Below are 17,329 nucleotides of genomic sequence, written 5' to 3' on the forward strand. Positions count from 1 at the left end.
GATCACAGCAGCTCAGCCCGCCGCATCCGACGAACTGATGAGCACCGACGGCCGACGCGCGAGCCTGCCCGCGACCGCCAGGCTCGATGCCATGGCAACGGAGAACAAGTGGGCGCCGTGGTGGGTCTACGTCGTGGTCATCGTCGGCTGCAACTTCGCCAAGCAGCGGCTGATCGAGGACCGGGTCCCCGGCGCGGCGAACGTCGCGATCACCGTCGTGATGGTCGCGGTCCTGGTCGCGGCGATCACCGCCATCCACCGGGCGCGTCCCGGACGAGGGGCCGGGACGCGCCCGTAGGCAAAGAGGCCCTTGACATCCCTTGTGATGGCCATCACCCTTCGTCATACCGTCCGGTCGGTATGACGAAAGGCCTACATGACCAACGCCGAACAACCGCTGCTGAGCGTGGCCGGGGTGACCGTGCGGTTCGGCGGGCTGGTCGCCCTGAGCGACGTCTCGCTCGAGGTCGCCCCGCGCACCGTCGTCGGCGTGATCGGGCCGAACGGCGCGGGTAAGACCACGTTGTTCAACGTCGTCTGCGGCTTCGTCCGCCCCAAGCAGGGCACCCTGAGCTGGCGCGGCACCACCTTGCGCAACCACCGCCCCGACCAGCTCGCGAACCTCGGCATCGCCCGCACGCTGCAGGGCCTCGGCCTCTTCGCCGGGCTGAGCGTGCTGCACAACGTCATGGCCGGCGCCGATCGCACCGCCAAGTCCGGCCTTGCCGCGAGCGTGCTCGGCAGCCGGGGCGCGGCCCGCGGCGAGCGAGACCTGCGGGCCAAGGCGATGACCGCGCTGGCGACGCTCGGCATCGCCGACACGGCCCACCGCTATCCCGGCGAGCTGCCCTACGGCGTGCAGAAACGCGCCGCCCTCGCCCGCGCGCTGGCCGCCGAGCCGGAGCTGTTGCTGCTCGACGAGCCGGCCAGCGGACTGTCCGAACAGGACATGGCCGAGCTCGTCACGCACCTGCGCACCCTGCGCGAGGACATGGCGATCATGCTGGTCGAACACCACGTCGACCTGGTGATGCGGGTGTGCGACCGGGTCGTCGTGCTCAACTTCGGCGAGGTCATCGCCGAAGGCGATCCCGCGAAGGTGCGCAACGATCCGCTGGTCACCGAGGCCTACCTCGGCGACCCGGCCCGGGAGCGCGACAGTGCTTGAGGTCGAGGGGCTCACCGCAGCGTACGGGCCGGTCCGCGCGCTGGACGACGTGACCATGAGCATCGCGCCCGGCGCCATCACCGCGGTGCTCGGCGCCAACGGCGCGGGCAAGACGACCTTGCTCCGCACGCTCAGCGGCCTGCACCCGGCCAAGAAGGGCCGGGTGCGCATGGACGGCACGAACATCACCGCCCTGGCCGCCGATCGCATCGCCCGGCTGGGCATGGCCCACGTCCCCGAGGGCGGCGGCGTCCTGACCGAGCTCACCGTCGAGGAGAACCTGCGGCTGGGTGCGTTGTGGCGCAAGGACAAGCGCGATCGCGCCAAGGCGTTCACCGAGGTCTACGAGCTCTTCGAACCACTGGCCCAGCGGCAGCGCAAACCCGCGAGCACCCTGTCCGGCGGCGAACGGCAGATGCTCGCCATCGGCCGCGCGCTGATGGGCCGCCCGCGCCTGCTGCTGCTGGACGAACCGTCGCTCGGCCTCGCGCCGATGATCACCGCCAGCATCATGCGTGTCCTGGACGACCTGCGGGCACAGACCGGCCTGACCGTGTTGCTGGTCGAGCAGAACGCCCGCAGCGCACTGTCCATTGCCGACCGTGGGCTCGTGCTCTCGCTGGGCCGGGTCGTGGCCAGCGACGAGGCGAAAACGCTTGCGGCCGACGACCAGCTCCGGCACGCCTACTTGGGCTTCTGAAAGCAGAAAGGGCACCCATGACCCCCGACCGTCCCGCGCTCACGATCGGCGACGCGCGCACCGGTCCGCCGCTCCCGCCGCTGCCGGGCCGATCCCCACTGCGCCCAGCAGGCACGAACAAGCCCGTGACCCGGCACCTCGGTTTCTGAAGCAGAAAGGCGACCGCGTGGACCGGTTCCTCGACCTCACCCTCAACGGCATCTCCAGCGGCGCGGTCTACGCCGCGCTCGGGCTGTCACTGGTGATCATCTACCGGGCGACCCGGGTGGTGAACTTCGCCCAGCCCGCGCTCGCCCTGGTGGCGGTCTACCTGGCGTACGCGGTCAACAAGGCCACCGGCAACTACTGGCTCGCCTTCGCCGTCGCGCTGGGGGCCGGGGTGGTCATGGGCGCGGTCGTGGAACGGGTGCTGATCCGGCCGGTGCAACGCAAGAGCGAACTCAGCGCGATCATCGTCACCCTCGGCCTGCTGCTCGTCCTGCAGGCGCTGGTCGGCATGATCTGGTCGAACGAACCGCACGCGTTCCCCTACGCCTTCGACTTCCGCGGCCGCTTCTCCACCAACGACGCCTTCGCCGTCGGCCTCGTCGTGGTCACCGCGTCCGCTCTGCTCCTGTTGTTCAAGGTCACGCCGATCGGCTTGAAGATGCGGGCCTCCGCCTTCCGCCCGGACGTGGCGAGACTGCTCGGCGTGCGGGTCGGCCTGATGCTCACCCTCGGCTGGGCGCTCGCCGCGTTCGTCGGGTCGATCGCCGGGATGATCGCCACCGCACCGTTCCTGTACCCCAACGTGCTGGACGGCGTGTTCGTCTACGCCCTGACCGCGGCGGTGATCGGCGGGCTGGACAACCCGATCGGCACGATCATCGGCGGGTTCGTGCTCGGCGTCGGACTGTCCTATGTGTCCGGCTACTTGGGACCGGAGCTGGTCACCATGGCCGCGCTGGCGATCCTGGTCGTGGTGCTGGCCGTGCGGCCCAACGGCCTGTTCGGCACGACGATCGCGAGGCGGGTCTGATGGGGGCCGACACCGTGACCAAGCCCGCGACCCGGACGACCGCGCAGGCACGGCGCGCGATCCCGCCGCTGCTGCTGCACCTCGGCGCGGCGATCATCGCCCTGGTCCTCGTGGTCGCGCTGACGCTGGCCACCGACCCGTTCACCAACCTGCGCATCGCCACCGTCGGCTACTACGTGCTGGCGCTGGCCGGACTCGCCGTCCTCACCGGCATGGGCGGCCAGATCTCCTTGGGCCACGGCGCTTTCCTGTTCATCGGCGCCTACACCGTGGGCCTGCTCGTGATCCACGCGCCGAGCCTGCCGATCTGGGCGGACCTGATCGCGGCGGCCGTCGCCGGTGGCATCGCGGGGTTGCTCACCGGCGCTGCCGCCGCGCGGCTGCACGGCCCCTACCTGGCCGGGGCGACGCTCGCGCTGGCCGTCGGGCTGCCCGCGATCACGCAGCGGTTCCCCGACTTCCTCGGCGGCAGCAACGGGCTGAGCTTCACCGTCAACAGCGAACCAGCCGGCCTCGCCGTGCCCAGCACCCGCTGGCAGGCGTGGCTGGTCTGGCTGACCGTGCTGATCGCGTTGGTGCTGCTGGCCAACATCGCCCGCGGCCGCCTCGGCCGGCGGATGCGTTCGGTGCGCGACGACGAGGTGGCCGCCTCGCTCGCGGGCATCCACGTCGGCCGCACGAAGATCGTCGCGTTCCTGATCAGCGCGGCCTGCGGTGGCCTCGCCGGTGGGCTGCAGGCGTTCCTGCTCGGCACGGCCGCGCCCGGCTCGTTCACCCCGGCGCTGTCGCTGAGCCTGCTCGCCGCGCTGGTGCTCGGCGGGATCGGCAGCCTGTGGGGCGCGCTCTGGGGCGCGCTCGCGCTCGTCTACTTCCAGGCCTGGGCCGAGGACGTCTCCGACGCGCTGCAGTTGCCGACGCCCGTGGCCAACAACCTTCCGCTCGCGCTGTACGGGGTGATCCTCATCGTGATCACTTTCGTTGCGCCGCACGGCATCCAGGGCGGGTTGCGCCGTCTCGGCGCGCTCGCCCATCGCACCCGAGGAGGAAACCGATGAGACGATCCATCCGGTTGGGCACGGTCCTCGCCGCGGGCACGCTCGTGCTCGCCGCGTGTGGCGGTGCGGGCGAGACCGGCGGCGGGGGTGGCGGAAAACCGGCGTCGGGGGCCAACGCGACCGCGGGCGTCACCGACACCAGCGTCGTCATCGGCACCCACCAGCCGCTCACCGGTCCCGCCGCGCCCGGCTACAGCAAGATCTCCGTCGGCGCCAAGGCCGTGTACTCCTACATCAACGACGCGGGCGGCATCAACGGCCGCAAGATCGACTACCGGGTCGAGGACGACGGCTACAACCCGGCGAAGACCGTCGAGGTCGTCAAGAAACTCGTGTTGCAGGACAAGGTGTTCGCCATCGTCGGCGGCCTCGGCACGCCGACGCACTCGAAGGTCATCGACTACCTCAACACCGAGGGCGTGCCCGACCTGCTGGTCTCCTCCGGCGCGCTGATGTGGGACGACCCGGTCAAGCACCCGATGACCTTCGGCTTCCAGGTCGACTACACCCGCGAGGGCAAGATCCAGGGCAAGTACATCAAGGACAACTTCGGCGGGAAGAAGGTCGGCGACTTCTTCCAGAACGACGACGTCGGCCGGGACGCCCAGGCCGGGCTCGACCAGTTCATCAAGGACCAGACGGTGTCGCGGCAGGGCTACGACACGGCCAACACCGACGTCGGTCCGCAGATCTCGGCGCTGAAGTCCTCGGGCGCCGAGGTGGTCGTGTGCTCGTGCATCCCCGCGTTCGCGGCGCTGATGATCCTCACCGCGGCCAAGCTCGGCTACCACCCGCAGTTCGTGATCAGCAGCATCGGCGCCGACCCGGCAACGCTTTCCGGGCTGCTGACGCAGTTCGCGAAGCAGGCGGGCTCCACAGTGGACGGCAACGCCTTGCTCAACGGCATCATCGGCACCGGCTACCTGCCCGGCGTCGGGATGGCCGACGACCCGTGGACCACGTTCTTCAAGAAGATCCACGACAAGTACATCCCCGGCGAGGCCTTCACCGACACGCTGGTCTTCGGCATGGCGCAGGCCTACACGTTCGCCCAGGCGCTCAAGCTGGCCGGGCGCGACCTGACCCGCCAGAAGGTCGTGGACGCGATGGCGTCCGGGCAGATCGCCGGGCCGGGCCTGATCCCGTTCGGGTTCTCCAAGGACTCGCACTCCGGGTACACCGGCGCGCTGGTCTTCAAGCTGGACGGCAAGGGCAAGGAGACCGTCCTGCGGCAGCCACAGGTCACCGACCGGGGCACCGGCGCGGTCACCGCGGCCACCGGTCAGCGGCAGACGCCGGACCAGGTCGCCCTGGTCAGCGGGTGACGTGAGTGGTGCCTGCCGGTTGCGCCCCGGCAGGCACCACCCGCCGTTTAAGGTGTGCGGGACCGGAGGGAACACAGCATGAGCGAAGCTTGCGAGCGAATCGTGTATGCCATGCGCCAATGGGATCGGGCGCAGGCTCGCGGCAGCGAGACGATCGCATGACGACAGCGGGGAGCAGCGTCGACGCGGCCGCGGAGGCCCTGCCGATGCGGGACCGGATCCTGCGCACGGCCGCCGTGCTGTTCGCGGAGAAGGGGTTCGAGGCGACCTCGGTCCGCGAGATCGTCGAGGCGGCCGGCGTGACCAAGGGCGCGCTCTACCACTACTTCGACTCCAAGGACGATCTGCTGTCGGAGATCTACACCCGGATGCTGCGGATGCAGACCGAGCGGATGGAGCGGATCGCCGCCAGCGACCGCCCGCTGCGCGAGCGGGTGCACGCGATCATGGCCGACGTGGTGCTCACCAGCGTGCAGAACTTGGCGGACGCCACCATCTTCTTCCAGTCGATGCACCTGCTCCAGCCCGAGAAGCAGGCGCAGGTGCGCGCCGAACGCAGGCGCTACCACCAGCGGTTCCGCGGCCTGATCGAGGAAGGCCAGCGCAGCGGCGAGTTCCGTGCGGACGTCCCCGCGGACCTCGTGGTGCACTACGGTTTCGGCGCCGTGCACCGGTTGAGCATGTGGTACCACCCCGACGGCGAGCTCACCGGCGAGCAGGTCGGCGGCTACTTCGCCGACCTGTTGCTCTCGGGCCTGCGCCGGGAGGACTAGCCCGGCGAATCAGTCCGGGATCAGCCGAAGGCCAGGCGCTTGCCCGGCGTGCCGGGCTCGATCAGCTCGAACTTGCGCGTGAGATCGGTGCGCGCCAACAGCTCCACCTGCTGGGTGAACGGCTCGCTCGTGACATAGACCGTGTTCTCGAGCTGCCACGGCCCGGCGAACCACGCGCGGAGCGCCGCAAGAAGCCGTTCGTCCATTCCCGACTCCATCCGGGATCGGCGAACCCAGAAGAAGACGACCGCGTCCACGTCGCCCCACTCGTCGCCGCACTCGTCACCGCCGACCGGGAGCACCGTGGCGTTGGCGAGGAACTTGGCGCTCGTGGCGAAGACGTAGACGCAGCCCAGGCACTCGGTGCCCGCCGGGTCGAGCACCGTGTACGAGAATGCCCGACCCGCGGCATGGCGTTCTTCCATGTCGACGAGGTCCTCGCGGTTCTCCGCCACCGTGAAGTCGTCCTCGGGCCACGTCGACTGCCGCCACAACCGCAGGTGTTCGCGGGTGTCCATCACGGCGTCGTAGTCCAGTTCCGCGTCGTCGGCCACGATCGGACGCAGGACGAACTCGTCGGTCCGCAATTCGGCGGGCACCGGTTCGATGAAGGGCACGTGGCTCACGCTAGGGCGACCCTCAAGCGGTTTTGGTGGCCACCGAGGCCGCCGGCGCCGCCGGGTAGTCCGGCAACGGCGGCTTGTTGGCCGCGCGCAGGGACAACCAGGTGAACAGCCGCAGCATCGGCCCGCCGGTCAGCTTCTTGTACATCTTGTTGCGCTGGGCGATCTTCTTCGCCGACGTCGGCGCCAGGAACGGACCCGCGTTCTTCGCCTGCTTCTGCCCGGCCGCGGCGGCGGGGCGCAGCATCTTCTCGTAGTTGGCGAACGCGGTGTGGTGATCGGGCGCGGTGGCCAGCTCACCGGCCAGGATGTAGGCGCCGATCATGCCGAGCCCGGTGCCGGACCCGCCGATGCCCGCCGACCACGCCGCGTCGCCGAGCAGCACGACCCGACCCTGGGACCAGCGCTCCAGCGAGATCTGGCAGAGCGTGTCGAAGTACAGGTCCTCGACGCTCGCCATGTGCTCCAGCAGTTCGGGCACCCGCCAGCCCGCGCCGGTGAAGGCGTCGGCCACCAGCCGCTTCTGCCCGGCCGTGTCGCGGTGGTGCAGGTCCGGGCGCGCCATCTCCATCACGAGGCCGACGTTGACCGCTTCGCGATTGCGCCCGCTGCTCACCAGGACGCCCAGCCCCGGCCGGTTGTAGATCAGGCCCAGGTGGTCGAGCCCGAACGTGTTGGGTGCGTCGAACCCGGCGAGGACGTACCCGGTGTCCTTGCGGAACCGCTCTTCCGGGCCGAAGAGCAGCGCGCGCACCCCGGAGTGCGTGCCGTCGGCGCCGACGACCAGGTCGAACCGGCGCGTCGAGCCGCTCGCGAACGTGACGTCGACGCCCGCGCCGTCGTCGTGCAGGGCGGTGATCCAGTCGCCGAAGACGTACTCGGCCTTGTCCTTGGACTTGTCGTACAGGATCCGGGTGAGGTCGCCGCGCTCGATCTCGACGTCGCCGCTGAAGAACGCCGAGGGCAGCGCGGCCACCCGCTCGCCGCGCTCGTCGATGACGACCTGCTCACCCATGGCCGTCTGCAGCGCCCGGACGTCGTCGAGGATGCCCATCTTCGCCAGCAAGGTCGTCTGCTTGCCGCGGAAGTCGACGGCGCTGCCGCCCTCGCGCAGGGCAGGCGCGCGCTCGACGACGGTGACGTCGAAGCCGCGGTTGCCGAGTTCGTGGGCGAGCGCCGGGCCGGCGATGCCGGCTCCGGACACGAGAACGCTGGTCATTTCCTTCTCCTCCAGTTGGTGGCTGAGCAGGACTGTACAAGCGGTTTAACCATTTGGTCAATCCAGTTGGTCAAACCAGTTGGTCTAGACTGCTCGCATGGGCAACCGGGAAGACCTGCTGGCAGGCGCCGTGACCTGCTTGAAAGAGCGCGGCTGGGCACGCACGACCGTGCGCGACATCGCCGCCGCCGCGGGCGTCAGCCACGCGGCGATCGGCTACCACTTCGGGTCGCGCGAGGAGCTGTTGTTCCAGGCGTACGTGCAGGCCATGGACGAGTGGGGCGGCGAGATGACCAAGGCGGTCGAGGCGGCGGCCGCGCGTGGTGCCGACCGCAAGGAGCAGTACGCCGCGCTGTGGGACGAGCTCGCCGCGTCCGTGCGGACCAACCACCAGCTCTGGCTGGCCTCGGTCGAGGCGTCGGTGGTGGCCGAGCACAACCCGCAGATGCGCGAACTCATGACCAGCGCCATGCGCGAGGGCCGGCGCGGGCTGGCCGCGGGGCTGACCGAGATCCCCGAGGACGACGTGGACGACAAACTCGAGTTCAGCGTCGGCGCCGTGCAGATGGCGCTGGTGTCGGGGCTGATGTTCCAGTGGCTGTTCGCCGGCGAGAAGTCGCCGAGCGGGGCAGATGTGGTTGCCGGGCTCACCGCCCTGGCGGATCAACTCCGGTAGGCGGCGGTCGAGCGCTTGGTCGAATTCGTGGCTTGGTCGAATTCGTGCGCGAGACGGAGGCCCACCCTCCCGGGGGCTCCCCCTTGACCAGTCTATCGAGGTCAGCGGGGGTGTGGTGGGGCGAGCGCGGATCTGTGGACAACTGGTCGCCTGTGGAAAAGTGGGTCGTCAGGCGGCGTTCGGCAGGACGCGTGCCGCGAGGTTGCGGGCGGCGAGGCCGAGGCGCGTCTTGGGCACGAGCAAGGCCGCGGAACGCTTGATGGCGCGCTGTTTCGGCAGCACGCGGGCGCGGTGCTCGGTCTCGTAGCGGGCGAACCCGGACCCGTCGGCCAGCGCCGTCGCGAGGCTGTGCGCGCCCGCGATCGCGAGGCTGGAACCGTCGCCCAGCAAGGAAACGCAGGAGGCCGCGTCGCCGAGCAACGCGATCCGGTCCCGTGACCACGACGGCAGGTCGACCACGCTGACCGCGTCGAAGAACACGTCGTCGGCCGCGCGGAACCGGTCGAGCAGGTGCGGCACGCGCCAGCCGAGGTCGGCGTACGCCTCGGTGACGATTCGCTTGTGCTGGGCCGGATCGCGGTGCTCGAAGCCGTCGAGCGTGGCACGGAAGATGAACGCCACCAACGCTTTGTCGCGTCCCGGATGGATGGAGACCATGCGGCCGGGCGTGTTCTGGATGAGCACGTCGTGCGGGTGGTCGACCGGCTCGCCGAGCGGGGTCGTGGCGACGTGGATGCCGGTCGGGCGCACGTAGTCGCGCTCGGGACCGAAGGCCAGGCGCCGGACGTTGGAGTGCAGGCCGTCCGCGCCGATCACCAGGTCGAACCGGCGCGGCGTCGCGTGGTCGAACGTGACCTCGACGCCGTGCTCGTCCTGGCTCAGGCCGGTGATGGCATCGTCGAAGAGGTATTCGGCGTCGTCGCGGGCGGCCTCGTGCAGGACGGCGGCGAGGTCGGCGCGCGGCACCTCGACCTCGTTGACCTCGTTGCCGCGCGCGGCGGGCATGGCCATCGTGGCGACCTGGCGGCCCTCGGCGTCGAGCAGCCGCATCCTGGTCGTCCTGGTGGCGACCTCTTTCAGACGCGGCAGAACCCCCATCTTCTCGACGACGGGCACGGCCGGCCCACGCACGTCGACGGGGTTCCCACTGGAACGCAGGCCGCGGGACCGTTCGACGACCGTCGGCGCGAAGCCGTTGCGCGCCAGGAAGTAGGCGAGGGTCGAGCCGGCCACACCGGCTCCGGAGATCAGCACTGTTCGCATGCCGACCACTGTAACGGCAGTCATTGCAGATTTGCAATGACTGCCGATTTGCGGTGAGTGCCGTATGCTTCCCCGCATGACTCTGCGCGAGCGCAAGCGAGCCCGGACCCGCCAGGCACTGGTGGACGCGGCGACGGAGTTGTTCGAGCGCCAGGGCTACGACGAGACGACCATCGCCGACATCACGGCGAAGGCCGAGGTCGGCGCCCGGACGTTCTTCAGCTACTTCGCCAGCAAGGAAGAGCTGCTGTTCCCCGAGTCCGACGAGCGCGTGCAGGCGACCCTGGCCGCGATCGCGGACCGGGGTGCGGACGAGGGACCCGCCGAGGTGTTGTTGCGTGCGTTGAGTGGGGCGAGCGAGCGCAGCGACGACATGGTCAGCCCCCTGGCGGCGTTGCGCTTGCGGTTGGTCCAGACGGTGCCCGCGGTGCGCGGGAAGGGACTGCAGTTGCAGCTGGATGCGCAGCGGGAGATCGCGCGGCACCTGGCCGACGCGTTCCCGGAGCTCGACTACGTGCGCGCGAGCGCGCTGACCGGCGCCTTCATCGGCGCGATCACAGCGGTGCTCTACGCGCTGCTGGAGGAGGGCGACCCGGCCGTGCTCAAGACAGCGGTGCAGACGGCGGCCGAAGTGGCCCTGGAACCGTGGCGACGCTGAGGAAGGATCGCCAGGAGTCGAAGGGAACGAGAAGCCGGGGCCCGGCCGAGTTCTTGGAGTCGCGCACAGCGGCTTGAAGCTGGTCGAGCGCCACCTCTACGCAGTCACTGTTCCCGGTATCACCGCTGAAGGTGCTCTTCCTCCACTGCGCGGAGTCCATGTGTGCTGCTCCCTCGGTCGTACTCGTCCGCCAAGGCGGCGATGAACTTCCGAGATTGTTCCACGTTCGCTGCGACATCGGCGAGATGACGCACGAGCCTGTTGTAGCGCGCGACGAAGTCTTGATCCTCGAACCAGAAGGACGCCACAGCAAAGTTGTCCAGGTGAACGAGCGTCTCATGCTCATCGAACTCAAAGACACGGAACGAGCCAAGCAGGGTTGGGTGATCGCCGATCGAGCCGGGAATCACCCGAACCTCGACGTTCGGAGCGTGGCCCTCCAAGGCAAGCGCAAGCATTTGCTCGCACATGACGTCGGTGCCGCCGATCACCGTGCGGAGCGCCTGCTCGTGGATGTAGAAGCAAAAAGCGCAATCGCTACGACTGAGGACCCAGCGTCGATCCACCCTCGTCCGAACGCTCACGTCGACGTCTTCTTTGGTGTAGGTAAGGTTTCCGCCGATCAGCGTCCGCGCATAACGCTCGGTCTGCAGCAGGCCGGGAATGACCTGCGACTCATAGCTCGTCGACACGTTCGCGGTGGACTCGTGATAGAGCAGCGAGCTGAGCGCATCTGGGACCGACTCGCCGAATGGTGTCATCCAGAAACCTGGATTGTTCCTCGTCTGCCGACACCGGTCGATCAGTGGCACCGCAACTTCGCGCGGCACCTGGAGTTTGCCCAAGTACCAGCACACATCGGCGACGTCCAGGTGCACCTGGCCCGACTCGATGCGTGAGATCTTGGTCGGGTCCCAGCCCGTTCGGAAGGCGACACTGCGACCCGTCAGACCGGCTTCCTTGCGCAGATTCCGCAGCGCCGCACCGAGTTCGCGGTATCCGGCGGGGGCGTTCGTCCTTCCCATGCCCACAAGCTAGAACGCCCCGACCGCAGATAAAAAGACCAAGCGCGCGAAGCCACCCCAAAGGATCACCCGTTGGCACCGTGCCAATTCGGGGACGGCTCACGTTTCGCGCGTCAGGTACTCGTCCAAGTCGTTGGTGGGCGCGAACTCCGGCGGCCGCATGGTCGGCCGCCACCCGGACCGCACCGCGTCCACGAACCGCTTCACCTCGGCCGGGTCCGCGACCGCGTGCACGCCGCCGAGGTAGCCGAGCACGTTCACCTCGTCACCCGCGCCGGTCTCGACCGCCGCCGCCCAACCGTGCCGCTCGTCCCACAGCAGCGCGAGCTCGCCGTCCATGTGGCCCGGCGCGCCGCCGTCGAGGGCCACGTAGGCCGACGCCGGCGGGTCGAGGTCCACGGTGACGGACTCGATCCCCACACCCAAATATTCCGCGACCGCGCCCAGGTACCCCCACAACGCGGCCGGTGCGAGGAGTTCGGCGGTCAACATGGCGCTCCCTTCGGTGCCGTGCCACGGGCGATCGCGGTGGCCGGGCTCGTGGACCCGGCCACCGCGACGTCCTCAGGCTTCGATTTCGGTGCGTTGGGTGCCGCTGCCCGAACCGATCGCGATGCGGCGCGGCTTCGCCTTCTCGGCGATCGGGATGCGCAGCGTCAGCACGCCGGCGTCGTAGTCGGCCTTGATGTCGTCGGTGACCAGGGTGTCGCCGAGGAAGAGCTGGCGGGAGAACACGCCCAGCGGGCGCTCGGCGATCTGCATCTGCACGTTGTCACCGGTGGCGGCCGGACGGCGCTCGGCCTTGACGGTCAGCACGTTGCGCTCGACGTCGAGCTCGATCGCGTCGGGCTCGATGCCCGGCAGGTCGAAGCAGACGACGAACTCATCGCCCGAGCGGTAGGCGTCCATCGGCATCGCCGCGGGCTTCGACCACGTCCCAGTCGTCGCGCCGAACAGCTGCTGGGTCAGCCGGTCGAACTCACGAAACGGGTCGGTGCGCATCAACATCGGGGTTCCCTCCTCGTCTTCAGGTCTGGTGTCAACACGCACCTCTGTTTTAACATGTCGTCGAAACGATGACAAGCGGAAGGTCGTCAAAGCGATGACAGACGTCGGGGACACGGTCGCGAGGGTCGAACGGATCGTCGACGGGGCCGCGGAGCAGACCCGCGAGCAGCTCTTGTGGGCGCTGAACACCCTGCGGCTGCTCCGCGACGAGCTGGCCACGTGGGAGCCCGAGTTGATCACCGCCGCACGGTCGGCCGGCACGAGCTGGGCGGAACTGGCGCCCGCGCTCGGCGTCGCGAGCAGGCAGGCGGCGGAGCGCCGTTACCTGCGGCTGCGCCCGTCGGACACCGGCGCGACCACCGGCGAGGCCCGGGTGGCGGCCGAGCGGGGCAAGCGCGCGGCCGACCGGGCCGTGGCGTCCTGGGCGCGGGAGAACTCAGCGGCCCTGCGCATGCTCGCCGGGCAGGTCAGCGCGGTCACCGGCCTGGACGCGGCCGGCACCCGCAGCACCAGCCAGGTCGCCGAGGCCCTCGGCCACCACGACCCGGCCACCCTGCTCGGTCCCCTCGACGACGCGCGCGAGCACCTGGTGGCCAACCACAGCGACCTGGCCGAGCGCATCTCCGAGGTCACCCAGCAAACCGGCGCCCTGCGCCTCCACGTAACCCGCACCCGCGACCCCAAATAACCCCCACCGGGTGTGTCCCCCACTCACGCCGGGCGTGTCCCCCTTTCCGACCGGGCGTGTCCCACACTCAGGTCGGGTGTGTCCCACACTCAGGCGCCCCGTGTCCCACATTTCGTGCGCGCCCAACGTGGGACACACCCCACGCGAACGGGGGACACACCCTGCGGGAACGGGGGACACACCCGGAGAGGGAAATAACCTCGCGGTGGGTGTCCGGTTGACCGGGACGACTCCGACGTCCCTGCTGAAAGGCCGACCGACGAAGGAGACCACCGTGAAGTACATGATCCTCACCTACGGCTCGCAGCAGGACTACGACGGCATGTCCGGCAAGACGACGGACACCGAGTGGACCGGCGACGCGTTCGCCAAGATGGCCGAGTTCATGAACGCGTTCAACAAGTCACTCGCCGACTCCGGCGAACTGGTCGAGACCCGGGCGTGCGCCGCACCCGTGCACACCCGGCGCGTCGGCCCCGGCAACGTGGTCACCAACGGCCCGTACGCCGAGACGCAGGAAGTGCTCGCCGGCTACTGGATCGTCGAGTGCGACAGCTTCGACCGGGCCACGGAGATCGCGCTGCGGCTCGGCGAGTGCCCCGCGCCGGAGGGCATCACGGCCACGGCGTACGCCGACGTCCGCCCGATCATGGACGGCGCCGACGACATCGGCCTCTGACCCGGCCCGCGCGGACATGGCCGCCAACGACCGGACCCCCGAGAACCCGGCAGCCACCGACCCGGCCCCCGAGAACCCGGCCGCCGAGAGTCGGCCCGTCGAAGCCGCCGAGGACCGGGTCCCCGAGGGCCGGGTCGCCGAGGACCTGCTGCGTGGTTTCGCGCCGCGGGTCCTCGGCGCGGTCGTGCGCCGCTACGGCCACTTCGACCTCGCCGAGGACGCCACGCAGGAAGCCCTGCTCGCCGCCGTCACCCAATGGCCTGCCCAAGGCACGCCCGACGACCCCGCGGCCTGGTTGATCACCGTCGCGTCCCGGCGGCTGACCGACCTGCTGCGTGCCGAACAGGCCCGGCGCGCCCGCGAGGACAAGTGGGTCCTCGACCCAGCCCCCGAAGTGTCCACTGAGGACGATTCGCTGGTTCTGCTGTTCCTGTGCTGCCACCCGGCGCTGAGCCCGGCCTCGCAGATCGCGTTGACCCTGCGCGCGGTCGGCGGCCTGACCACCCTCGAGATCGCGCGCGCGTTCCTGGTGCCCGAGGCGACGATGGCCCGGCGGATCACCCGCGCCAAGCAGACCGTGCGCGACCACGGCGTGCCGTTCCGTTCGCCGCCGCCATCCGAACGCACCACACGCCTGGCCGCCGTGGCGCACGTGCTCTACCTGATCTTCACCGAGGGCTACGCCAGCACGTCCGGGCCCGAGCTGCAGCGCGCCGACCTGTCCGCCGAAGCCATCCGCCTGGCCCGGATGCTGTTCGGTTCGGTGCCCGACGACCCGGAAGTCGCCGGGCTGCTGGCGTTGATGCTGCTCACCGACGCCCGACGCCCGGCGCGGGTTGGCCCTGGTGGCGCGTTGATCCCGATGGCCGAGCAGGACAGGTCGTTGTGGCACAAGGACTTCATCGACGAGGGCGTTACCTTGATCACGTCTGCCCTGGCCCGGCGCACGCCCGGGCCCTACCAATTGCAGGCCGCGATCGCCGCCGTCCACGACGAAGCCCCGACGGCCGAGGCGACCGATTGGCCGCAAATCGAGGCGCTGTACACGAAATTGCTGGAAATGGCCGACAACCCGGTGGTGGCGCTGAACCACGCGGTCGCCGTCGCGATGGCCCGCGGCCCGGTCGCCGGCCTGGATCGCTTGGCGGTCCTCGCTTCCGACGACCGCATCGCCGACGACCACCGCTTTCACGCGGCCCGCGCGCACATGCTGGAAATGTCCGGCAATCCCACCGAAGCACGCGCCGCTTATCTCGCGGCGGCCGAGCGCACCATGAGCTTGCCGCTGCAACGCTACTTGCACCAGCGCGCCGGACGTCTTGCCGTGACATGACAATCCAGAACGTCCCACCTAACCGGGTGATTCGCGCACACCAATGCAAGAGTGGTCTTGCCGACATCGAGTGGCCCTTGCATACTCGGGTGCCTGAGTGAACCCGTTCACCCAGGGGTCGGTGAACGCTGGGAGCGTGGCGGCCGGCCGTGCGCAGGTGTGGCCAATGCGTGACTGGTGGGGTGGCGCGGTCGCATCCGCCGCCGGTGCCGCAGGAGCAACGTTCACCAACGGGGCACGCGTGCCCTGGTGGCCGGCGGGGTACGCCTCGTCGGCCACCGTCCGCACCCGTGGTGCATAGTGTCGCGGTGATCAAGAACACCCGCGAACGGATCATGGCGGCCGCACTCGACCTGTTCGCGGAGCGGGGCGTGCTCGGCACCCCGGTGACGTCGATCGAGGCGGCCGCGGGCCTTTCGCCGGGCAGCGGCAGCTTCTACCGGCACTTCAAGGACCGCCAGGAGTTGCTGGCCGCGGTCGTCGAGCGGGAGATCACCCGCGTGGCCAAACTCCCGGTGGACCCGTCGACCACCGACGGCACCCGGGCCAGCGAACTCGCCGCCCAGCTGTGCAACGACCTGGCCTTCCTCGGTGAGCTGCGCCGGCTGATCGCGATCCTGTTCTGGGAACGGGGAAAAGCGCCGGACGTGGCCGAACGCGTGCGTTCCCTGATGGTCGAACGCGGCGTGGAACTCGGCATCGCGGAGCTACTTTTGACCGATCCAATCGACGTCGTTCGCGCGGACCCCTCGGCCGCATCGACGGTGATGATGTGCGCGATGGTCGGCTATTTCCTGAGCATGGAGTACTTTGGCACGCCACCGGCCGAAGTGGATCCCGACCGCTTCACCCGGACACTGGCGCGGTTGCTGGTGCGGGGCTGACCACGCTCGGGTGGAACACCCGCCACGTGGTCGCCGTGACGGCCACCGCGACGAAGAACCCCAGCCAGTACGGCGCGGTGATCCCGAAGGCCGAGGCCAGCACGCCGCCCATCATCGCGCCGACGCAGTTGCCGCCCGCCGCGATGAAGAGCCCGGTGCTGCCGACCCGGCCCAGCATTTCCGGCGGCGTCAGGCGTTGGCGCAGCGAGCTCGCGACGATGCCCCACAGCGAACCGTGCACGCCGAACGCGAAGAGGATCACCCCGACCGCGTAGGCGTTCGGCACCGCGGCCAGGACGAGGTGGGTCGCGGTCTCGACCAGCAGGCCGATGCGCAGCGTCCAGGTCGGGGTCAGCCAGCGGATCAGCGGATCACCCAGCACCGAACCGAGCACGCCGCCCGCCGCCACCGCGGTGAAGAGCAGGCCGTAGCCGACCGCGTCCAGGCCGAGTCGTTGCCTGGCCAGCAGGACCAGCATGGCGGTGGCCGCGGTGAGGGTGAGGTTGAGCAGGCCGATCAGGATGGCCATGGTGCGCAGCAGGCGCTGGCGCATCAACCAGCGGAAACCGTCGGCGATGTCGCCGTGGAACGTCCGCGCTTTCGTCTTCTGCGCCCGGTAGGTGCCGGCGATGAGCGCCAGCATCAGCGCGCTCAGCGCGTAGGTGGCTGCGTTGAGGAAGAACGGCAGGCCGGCGGCGATCACGAAGAGGAAGGCGCCCAACGGGCCCGCGACCATGCCCTGCATCAGCTGGGTGCCGCCGAAGAGCCAGCCGTTGGCCTTCTCGAGCCGGCCGTCGACGACCACCGCCGGGATCATCGCCTGGCTGGCCGAGCGGAAGACGACTTCCCCGCTGTTGATGAGGAACAAAACAACGTAGAGGAAGGCGACGTTGGCCAGGTTCAACGCCATGGCCGTGGCCAGCACGCCGACGGCGAGCACCCGGAAGCCGTCGAGGACGATCATGAGCTTGCGCCGGTCGACCCGGTCGACCAGGACGCCACCCGGGAGCGCGAACAGCAGCCAGGGCAGCCAGGAGACCGCGAACGCGCCGGAGACGACCAGCGGATCGGTGGTCCTGGTGGCCACGAACAGCGGCGCGGCGACGGTGGCCACGCCGCTGCCCAGGGCCGAGGTGGTGCTCGCGGTCCACAGCCGGAAGAAGTTCGCGCCCAGTCCTTGCTCCCCCATGGGGTTGGACGCTAACAGCGCCGGCCTGGCTGGCCGGCGCTGTTT

22 protein-coding genes are annotated in these 17,329 nt (G+C 69.7%); 14 read left to right on the forward strand and 8 right to left on the reverse strand.

Going from position 1 to position 17,329, the window contains the following annotated elements:
• Positions 1 to 91: 91 nt before the first annotated feature.
• The 8 genes from EV186_RS20740 (at position 92) to EV186_RS20770 (ending at position 6,039) form a co-directional block, all read left to right on the forward strand.
• The gene (locus EV186_RS20740) at positions 92 to 298 is read left to right on the forward strand and encodes a hypothetical protein (RefSeq protein ID WP_133851383.1); all 207 of its coding nucleotides are present in this window, start codon (positions 92 to 94) and stop codon (positions 296 to 298) included.
• A 78-nt stretch (positions 299 to 376) separates the two neighbouring features.
• Positions 377 to 1,168 (forward strand): ABC transporter ATP-binding protein, encoded by a 792-nt coding sequence (locus EV186_RS20745; RefSeq protein WP_133850956.1) that lies wholly within the window; start codon positions 377 to 379, stop codon positions 1,166 to 1,168.
• A complete protein-coding gene (locus EV186_RS20750) occupies positions 1,161 to 1,868 on the forward strand; it encodes an ABC transporter ATP-binding protein (RefSeq protein WP_133850957.1) in 708 nt (235 codons plus the stop codon). The genes EV186_RS20745 and EV186_RS20750 overlap by 8 nt, the downstream gene beginning before the upstream one ends.
• A gap of 17 nt (positions 1,869 to 1,885) precedes the next feature.
• The gene (locus EV186_RS40545) at positions 1,886 to 2,017 is read left to right on the forward strand and encodes a hypothetical protein (protein WP_279538312.1); all 132 of its coding nucleotides are present in this window, start codon (positions 1,886 to 1,888) and stop codon (positions 2,015 to 2,017) included.
• Positions 2,018 to 2,034: 17 nt separating this feature from the next.
• Positions 2,035 to 2,886, forward strand: a complete 852-nt coding sequence (locus tag EV186_RS20755; protein ID WP_133850958.1) for a branched-chain amino acid ABC transporter permease — start codon at positions 2,035 to 2,037, stop codon at positions 2,884 to 2,886.
• The gene (locus EV186_RS20760; RefSeq protein WP_133850959.1) at positions 2,886 to 3,941 is read left to right on the forward strand and encodes a branched-chain amino acid ABC transporter permease; all 1,056 of its coding nucleotides are present in this window, start codon (positions 2,886 to 2,888) and stop codon (positions 3,939 to 3,941) included. Before EV186_RS20755 ends, EV186_RS20760 begins: the two co-directional genes overlap by 1 nt.
• The gene (locus tag EV186_RS20765) at positions 3,938 to 5,266 is read left to right on the forward strand and encodes an ABC transporter substrate-binding protein (protein ID WP_133850960.1); all 1,329 of its coding nucleotides are present in this window, start codon (positions 3,938 to 3,940) and stop codon (positions 5,264 to 5,266) included. Before EV186_RS20760 ends, EV186_RS20765 begins: the two co-directional genes overlap by 4 nt.
• Before the next feature lie 158 nt (positions 5,267 to 5,424).
• Entirely contained in the window at positions 5,425 to 6,039 is a 615-nt protein-coding gene (locus tag EV186_RS20770) for a TetR/AcrR family transcriptional regulator (RefSeq protein WP_133850961.1), read from the forward strand.
• Between the two features lie 20 nt (positions 6,040 to 6,059).
• Here the strand turns inward: EV186_RS20770 and EV186_RS20775 are convergent, their stop codons facing one another.
• Positions 6,060 to 6,656: a GNAT family N-acetyltransferase gene (locus EV186_RS20775; RefSeq protein ID WP_133850962.1), complete on the reverse strand. Its 597-nt coding sequence runs from the start codon at positions 6,654 to 6,656 to the stop codon at positions 6,060 to 6,062.
• A gap of 22 nt (positions 6,657 to 6,678) precedes the next feature.
• Entirely contained in the window at positions 6,679 to 7,881 is a 1,203-nt protein-coding gene (locus EV186_RS20780; protein WP_133850963.1) for an FAD-dependent monooxygenase, read from the reverse strand.
• A gap of 97 nt (positions 7,882 to 7,978) precedes the next feature.
• Between EV186_RS20780 and EV186_RS20785 the strand changes: the two genes are divergently transcribed.
• Positions 7,979 to 8,557: a TetR/AcrR family transcriptional regulator gene (locus tag EV186_RS20785; RefSeq protein ID WP_133850964.1), complete on the forward strand. Its 579-nt coding sequence runs from the start codon at positions 7,979 to 7,981 to the stop codon at positions 8,555 to 8,557.
• A gap of 168 nt (positions 8,558 to 8,725) precedes the next feature.
• Here EV186_RS20785 and EV186_RS20790 read toward each other — a convergent pair whose 3' ends face one another.
• Positions 8,726 to 9,820: an FAD-dependent monooxygenase gene (locus EV186_RS20790; protein ID WP_133850965.1), complete on the reverse strand. Its 1,095-nt coding sequence runs from the start codon at positions 9,818 to 9,820 to the stop codon at positions 8,726 to 8,728.
• Positions 9,821 to 9,896: 76 nt separating this feature from the next.
• On the opposite strand from EV186_RS20790, the gene EV186_RS20795 reads away from it, so the two are divergent.
• Complete coding sequence (locus EV186_RS20795) at positions 9,897 to 10,478, forward strand: TetR/AcrR family transcriptional regulator (protein WP_243754167.1); 582 nt, start codon at positions 9,897 to 9,899, stop codon at positions 10,476 to 10,478.
• Here the strand turns inward: EV186_RS20795 and EV186_RS20800 are convergent.
• From EV186_RS20800 to EV186_RS20815, 4 genes are all read right to left on the reverse strand, one after another.
• The gene (locus EV186_RS20800; RefSeq protein ID WP_424983049.1) at positions 10,423 to 10,716 is read right to left on the reverse strand and encodes a DUF397 domain-containing protein; all 294 of its coding nucleotides are present in this window, start codon (positions 10,714 to 10,716) and stop codon (positions 10,423 to 10,425) included. The genes EV186_RS20795 and EV186_RS20800 overlap by 56 nt on opposite strands.
• Positions 10,598 to 11,503: a helix-turn-helix domain-containing protein gene (locus EV186_RS20805; RefSeq protein WP_133850968.1), complete on the reverse strand. Its 906-nt coding sequence runs from the start codon at positions 11,501 to 11,503 to the stop codon at positions 10,598 to 10,600. The genes EV186_RS20800 and EV186_RS20805 overlap by 119 nt, the downstream gene beginning before the upstream one ends.
• Positions 11,504 to 11,602: 99 nt before the next feature.
• Positions 11,603 to 11,995, reverse strand: coding sequence for a DUF6292 family protein (locus EV186_RS20810; RefSeq protein WP_208115702.1), 393 nt, complete (start codon positions 11,993 to 11,995; stop codon positions 11,603 to 11,605).
• A gap of 72 nt (positions 11,996 to 12,067) precedes the next feature.
• Complete coding sequence (locus EV186_RS20815) at positions 12,068 to 12,511, reverse strand: Hsp20/alpha crystallin family protein (RefSeq protein ID WP_133850969.1); 444 nt, start codon at positions 12,509 to 12,511, stop codon at positions 12,068 to 12,070.
• Positions 12,512 to 12,605: 94 nt separating this feature from the next.
• Between EV186_RS20815 and EV186_RS20820 the strand changes: the two genes are divergently transcribed.
• The 4 genes from EV186_RS20820 to EV186_RS20835 all read left to right on the forward strand — a co-directional run bounded on the left by EV186_RS20820 (position 12,606) and on the right by EV186_RS20835 (position 16,095).
• Positions 12,606 to 13,199 (forward strand): HSP18 transcriptional regulator, encoded by a 594-nt coding sequence (locus EV186_RS20820; protein ID WP_133850970.1) that lies wholly within the window; start codon positions 12,606 to 12,608, stop codon positions 13,197 to 13,199.
• Positions 13,200 to 13,482: 283 nt separating this feature from the next.
• The gene (locus EV186_RS20825) at positions 13,483 to 13,878 is read left to right on the forward strand and encodes a YciI family protein (protein ID WP_133851384.1); all 396 of its coding nucleotides are present in this window, start codon (positions 13,483 to 13,485) and stop codon (positions 13,876 to 13,878) included.
• 16 nt (positions 13,879 to 13,894) lie between these two features.
• Positions 13,895 to 15,211: an RNA polymerase sigma factor gene (locus EV186_RS20830; RefSeq protein WP_133850971.1), complete on the forward strand. Its 1,317-nt coding sequence runs from the start codon at positions 13,895 to 13,897 to the stop codon at positions 15,209 to 15,211.
• Positions 15,212 to 15,519: 308 nt separating this feature from the next.
• Positions 15,520 to 16,095: a TetR/AcrR family transcriptional regulator gene (locus tag EV186_RS20835; protein ID WP_133850972.1), complete on the forward strand. Its 576-nt coding sequence runs from the start codon at positions 15,520 to 15,522 to the stop codon at positions 16,093 to 16,095.
• Here EV186_RS20835 and EV186_RS20840 read toward each other — a convergent pair.
• On the reverse strand, positions 16,058 to 17,284 hold the full coding sequence (locus EV186_RS20840) for an MFS transporter (protein WP_133850973.1): 1,227 nt from the start codon (positions 17,282 to 17,284) through the stop codon (positions 16,058 to 16,060). The two genes, EV186_RS20835 and EV186_RS20840, sit on opposite strands and share 38 nt — an antisense overlap.
• Positions 17,285 to 17,329 lie beyond the last annotated feature (45 nt).

The sequence above is a fragment of the Labedaea rhizosphaerae genome, from assembly GCF_004362825.1.
In the GTDB taxonomy this organism is placed as follows: domain Bacteria; phylum Actinomycetota; class Actinomycetes; order Mycobacteriales; family Pseudonocardiaceae; genus Labedaea; species Labedaea rhizosphaerae.

What these genes read in the sequence shown, in the direction of transcription:
- EV186_RS20815 (WP_133850969.1), bottom strand. Translation starts at nt 12,511, where the DNA reads ATGTTGATGCGCACCGACCCGTTTCGTGAGTTCGACCGGCTGACCCAG.
- EV186_RS20820 (WP_133850970.1), top strand. Translation starts at nt 12,606, where the DNA reads ATGACAGACGTCGGGGACACGGTCGCGAGGGTCGAACGGATCGTCGAC.
- EV186_RS20830 (WP_133850971.1), top strand. Translation starts at nt 13,895, where the DNA reads ATGGCCGCCAACGACCGGACCCCCGAGAACCCGGCAGCCACCGACCCG.
- EV186_RS20745 (WP_133850956.1), top strand. Translation starts at nt 377, where the DNA reads ATGACCAACGCCGAACAACCGCTGCTGAGCGTGGCCGGGGTGACCGTG.
- EV186_RS20810 (WP_208115702.1), bottom strand. Translation starts at nt 11,995, where the DNA reads ATGTTGACCGCCGAACTCCTCGCACCGGCCGCGTTGTGGGGGTACCTG.
- EV186_RS20765 (WP_133850960.1), top strand. Translation starts at nt 3,938, where the DNA reads ATGAGACGATCCATCCGGTTGGGCACGGTCCTCGCCGCGGGCACGCTC.
- EV186_RS20760 (WP_133850959.1), top strand. Translation starts at nt 2,886, where the DNA reads ATGGGGGCCGACACCGTGACCAAGCCCGCGACCCGGACGACCGCGCAG.
- EV186_RS20790 (WP_133850965.1), bottom strand. Translation starts at nt 9,820, where the DNA reads ATGCGAACAGTGCTGATCTCCGGAGCCGGTGTGGCCGGCTCGACCCTC.
- EV186_RS20800 (WP_424983049.1), bottom strand. Translation starts at nt 10,716, where the DNA reads ATGTCGCAGCGAACGTGGAACAATCTCGGAAGTTCATCGCCGCCTTGG.
- EV186_RS20805 (WP_133850968.1), bottom strand. Translation starts at nt 11,503, where the DNA reads ATGGGAAGGACGAACGCCCCCGCCGGATACCGCGAACTCGGTGCGGCG.
- EV186_RS20840 (WP_133850973.1), bottom strand. Translation starts at nt 17,284, where the DNA reads ATGGGGGAGCAAGGACTGGGCGCGAACTTCTTCCGGCTGTGGACCGCG.
- EV186_RS20785 (WP_133850964.1), top strand. Translation starts at nt 7,979, where the DNA reads ATGGGCAACCGGGAAGACCTGCTGGCAGGCGCCGTGACCTGCTTGAAA.
- EV186_RS20780 (WP_133850963.1), bottom strand. Translation starts at nt 7,881, where the DNA reads ATGACCAGCGTTCTCGTGTCCGGAGCCGGCATCGCCGGCCCGGCGCTC.
- EV186_RS20825 (WP_133851384.1), top strand. Translation starts at nt 13,483, where the DNA reads ATGATCCTCACCTACGGCTCGCAGCAGGACTACGACGGCATGTCCGGC.
- EV186_RS40545 (WP_279538312.1), top strand. Translation starts at nt 1,886, where the DNA reads ATGACCCCCGACCGTCCCGCGCTCACGATCGGCGACGCGCGCACCGGT.
- EV186_RS20740 (WP_133851383.1), top strand. Translation starts at nt 92, where the DNA reads ATGGCAACGGAGAACAAGTGGGCGCCGTGGTGGGTCTACGTCGTGGTC.
- EV186_RS20795 (WP_243754167.1), top strand. Translation starts at nt 9,897, where the DNA reads ATGACTCTGCGCGAGCGCAAGCGAGCCCGGACCCGCCAGGCACTGGTG.
- EV186_RS20770 (WP_133850961.1), top strand. Translation starts at nt 5,425, where the DNA reads ATGACGACAGCGGGGAGCAGCGTCGACGCGGCCGCGGAGGCCCTGCCG.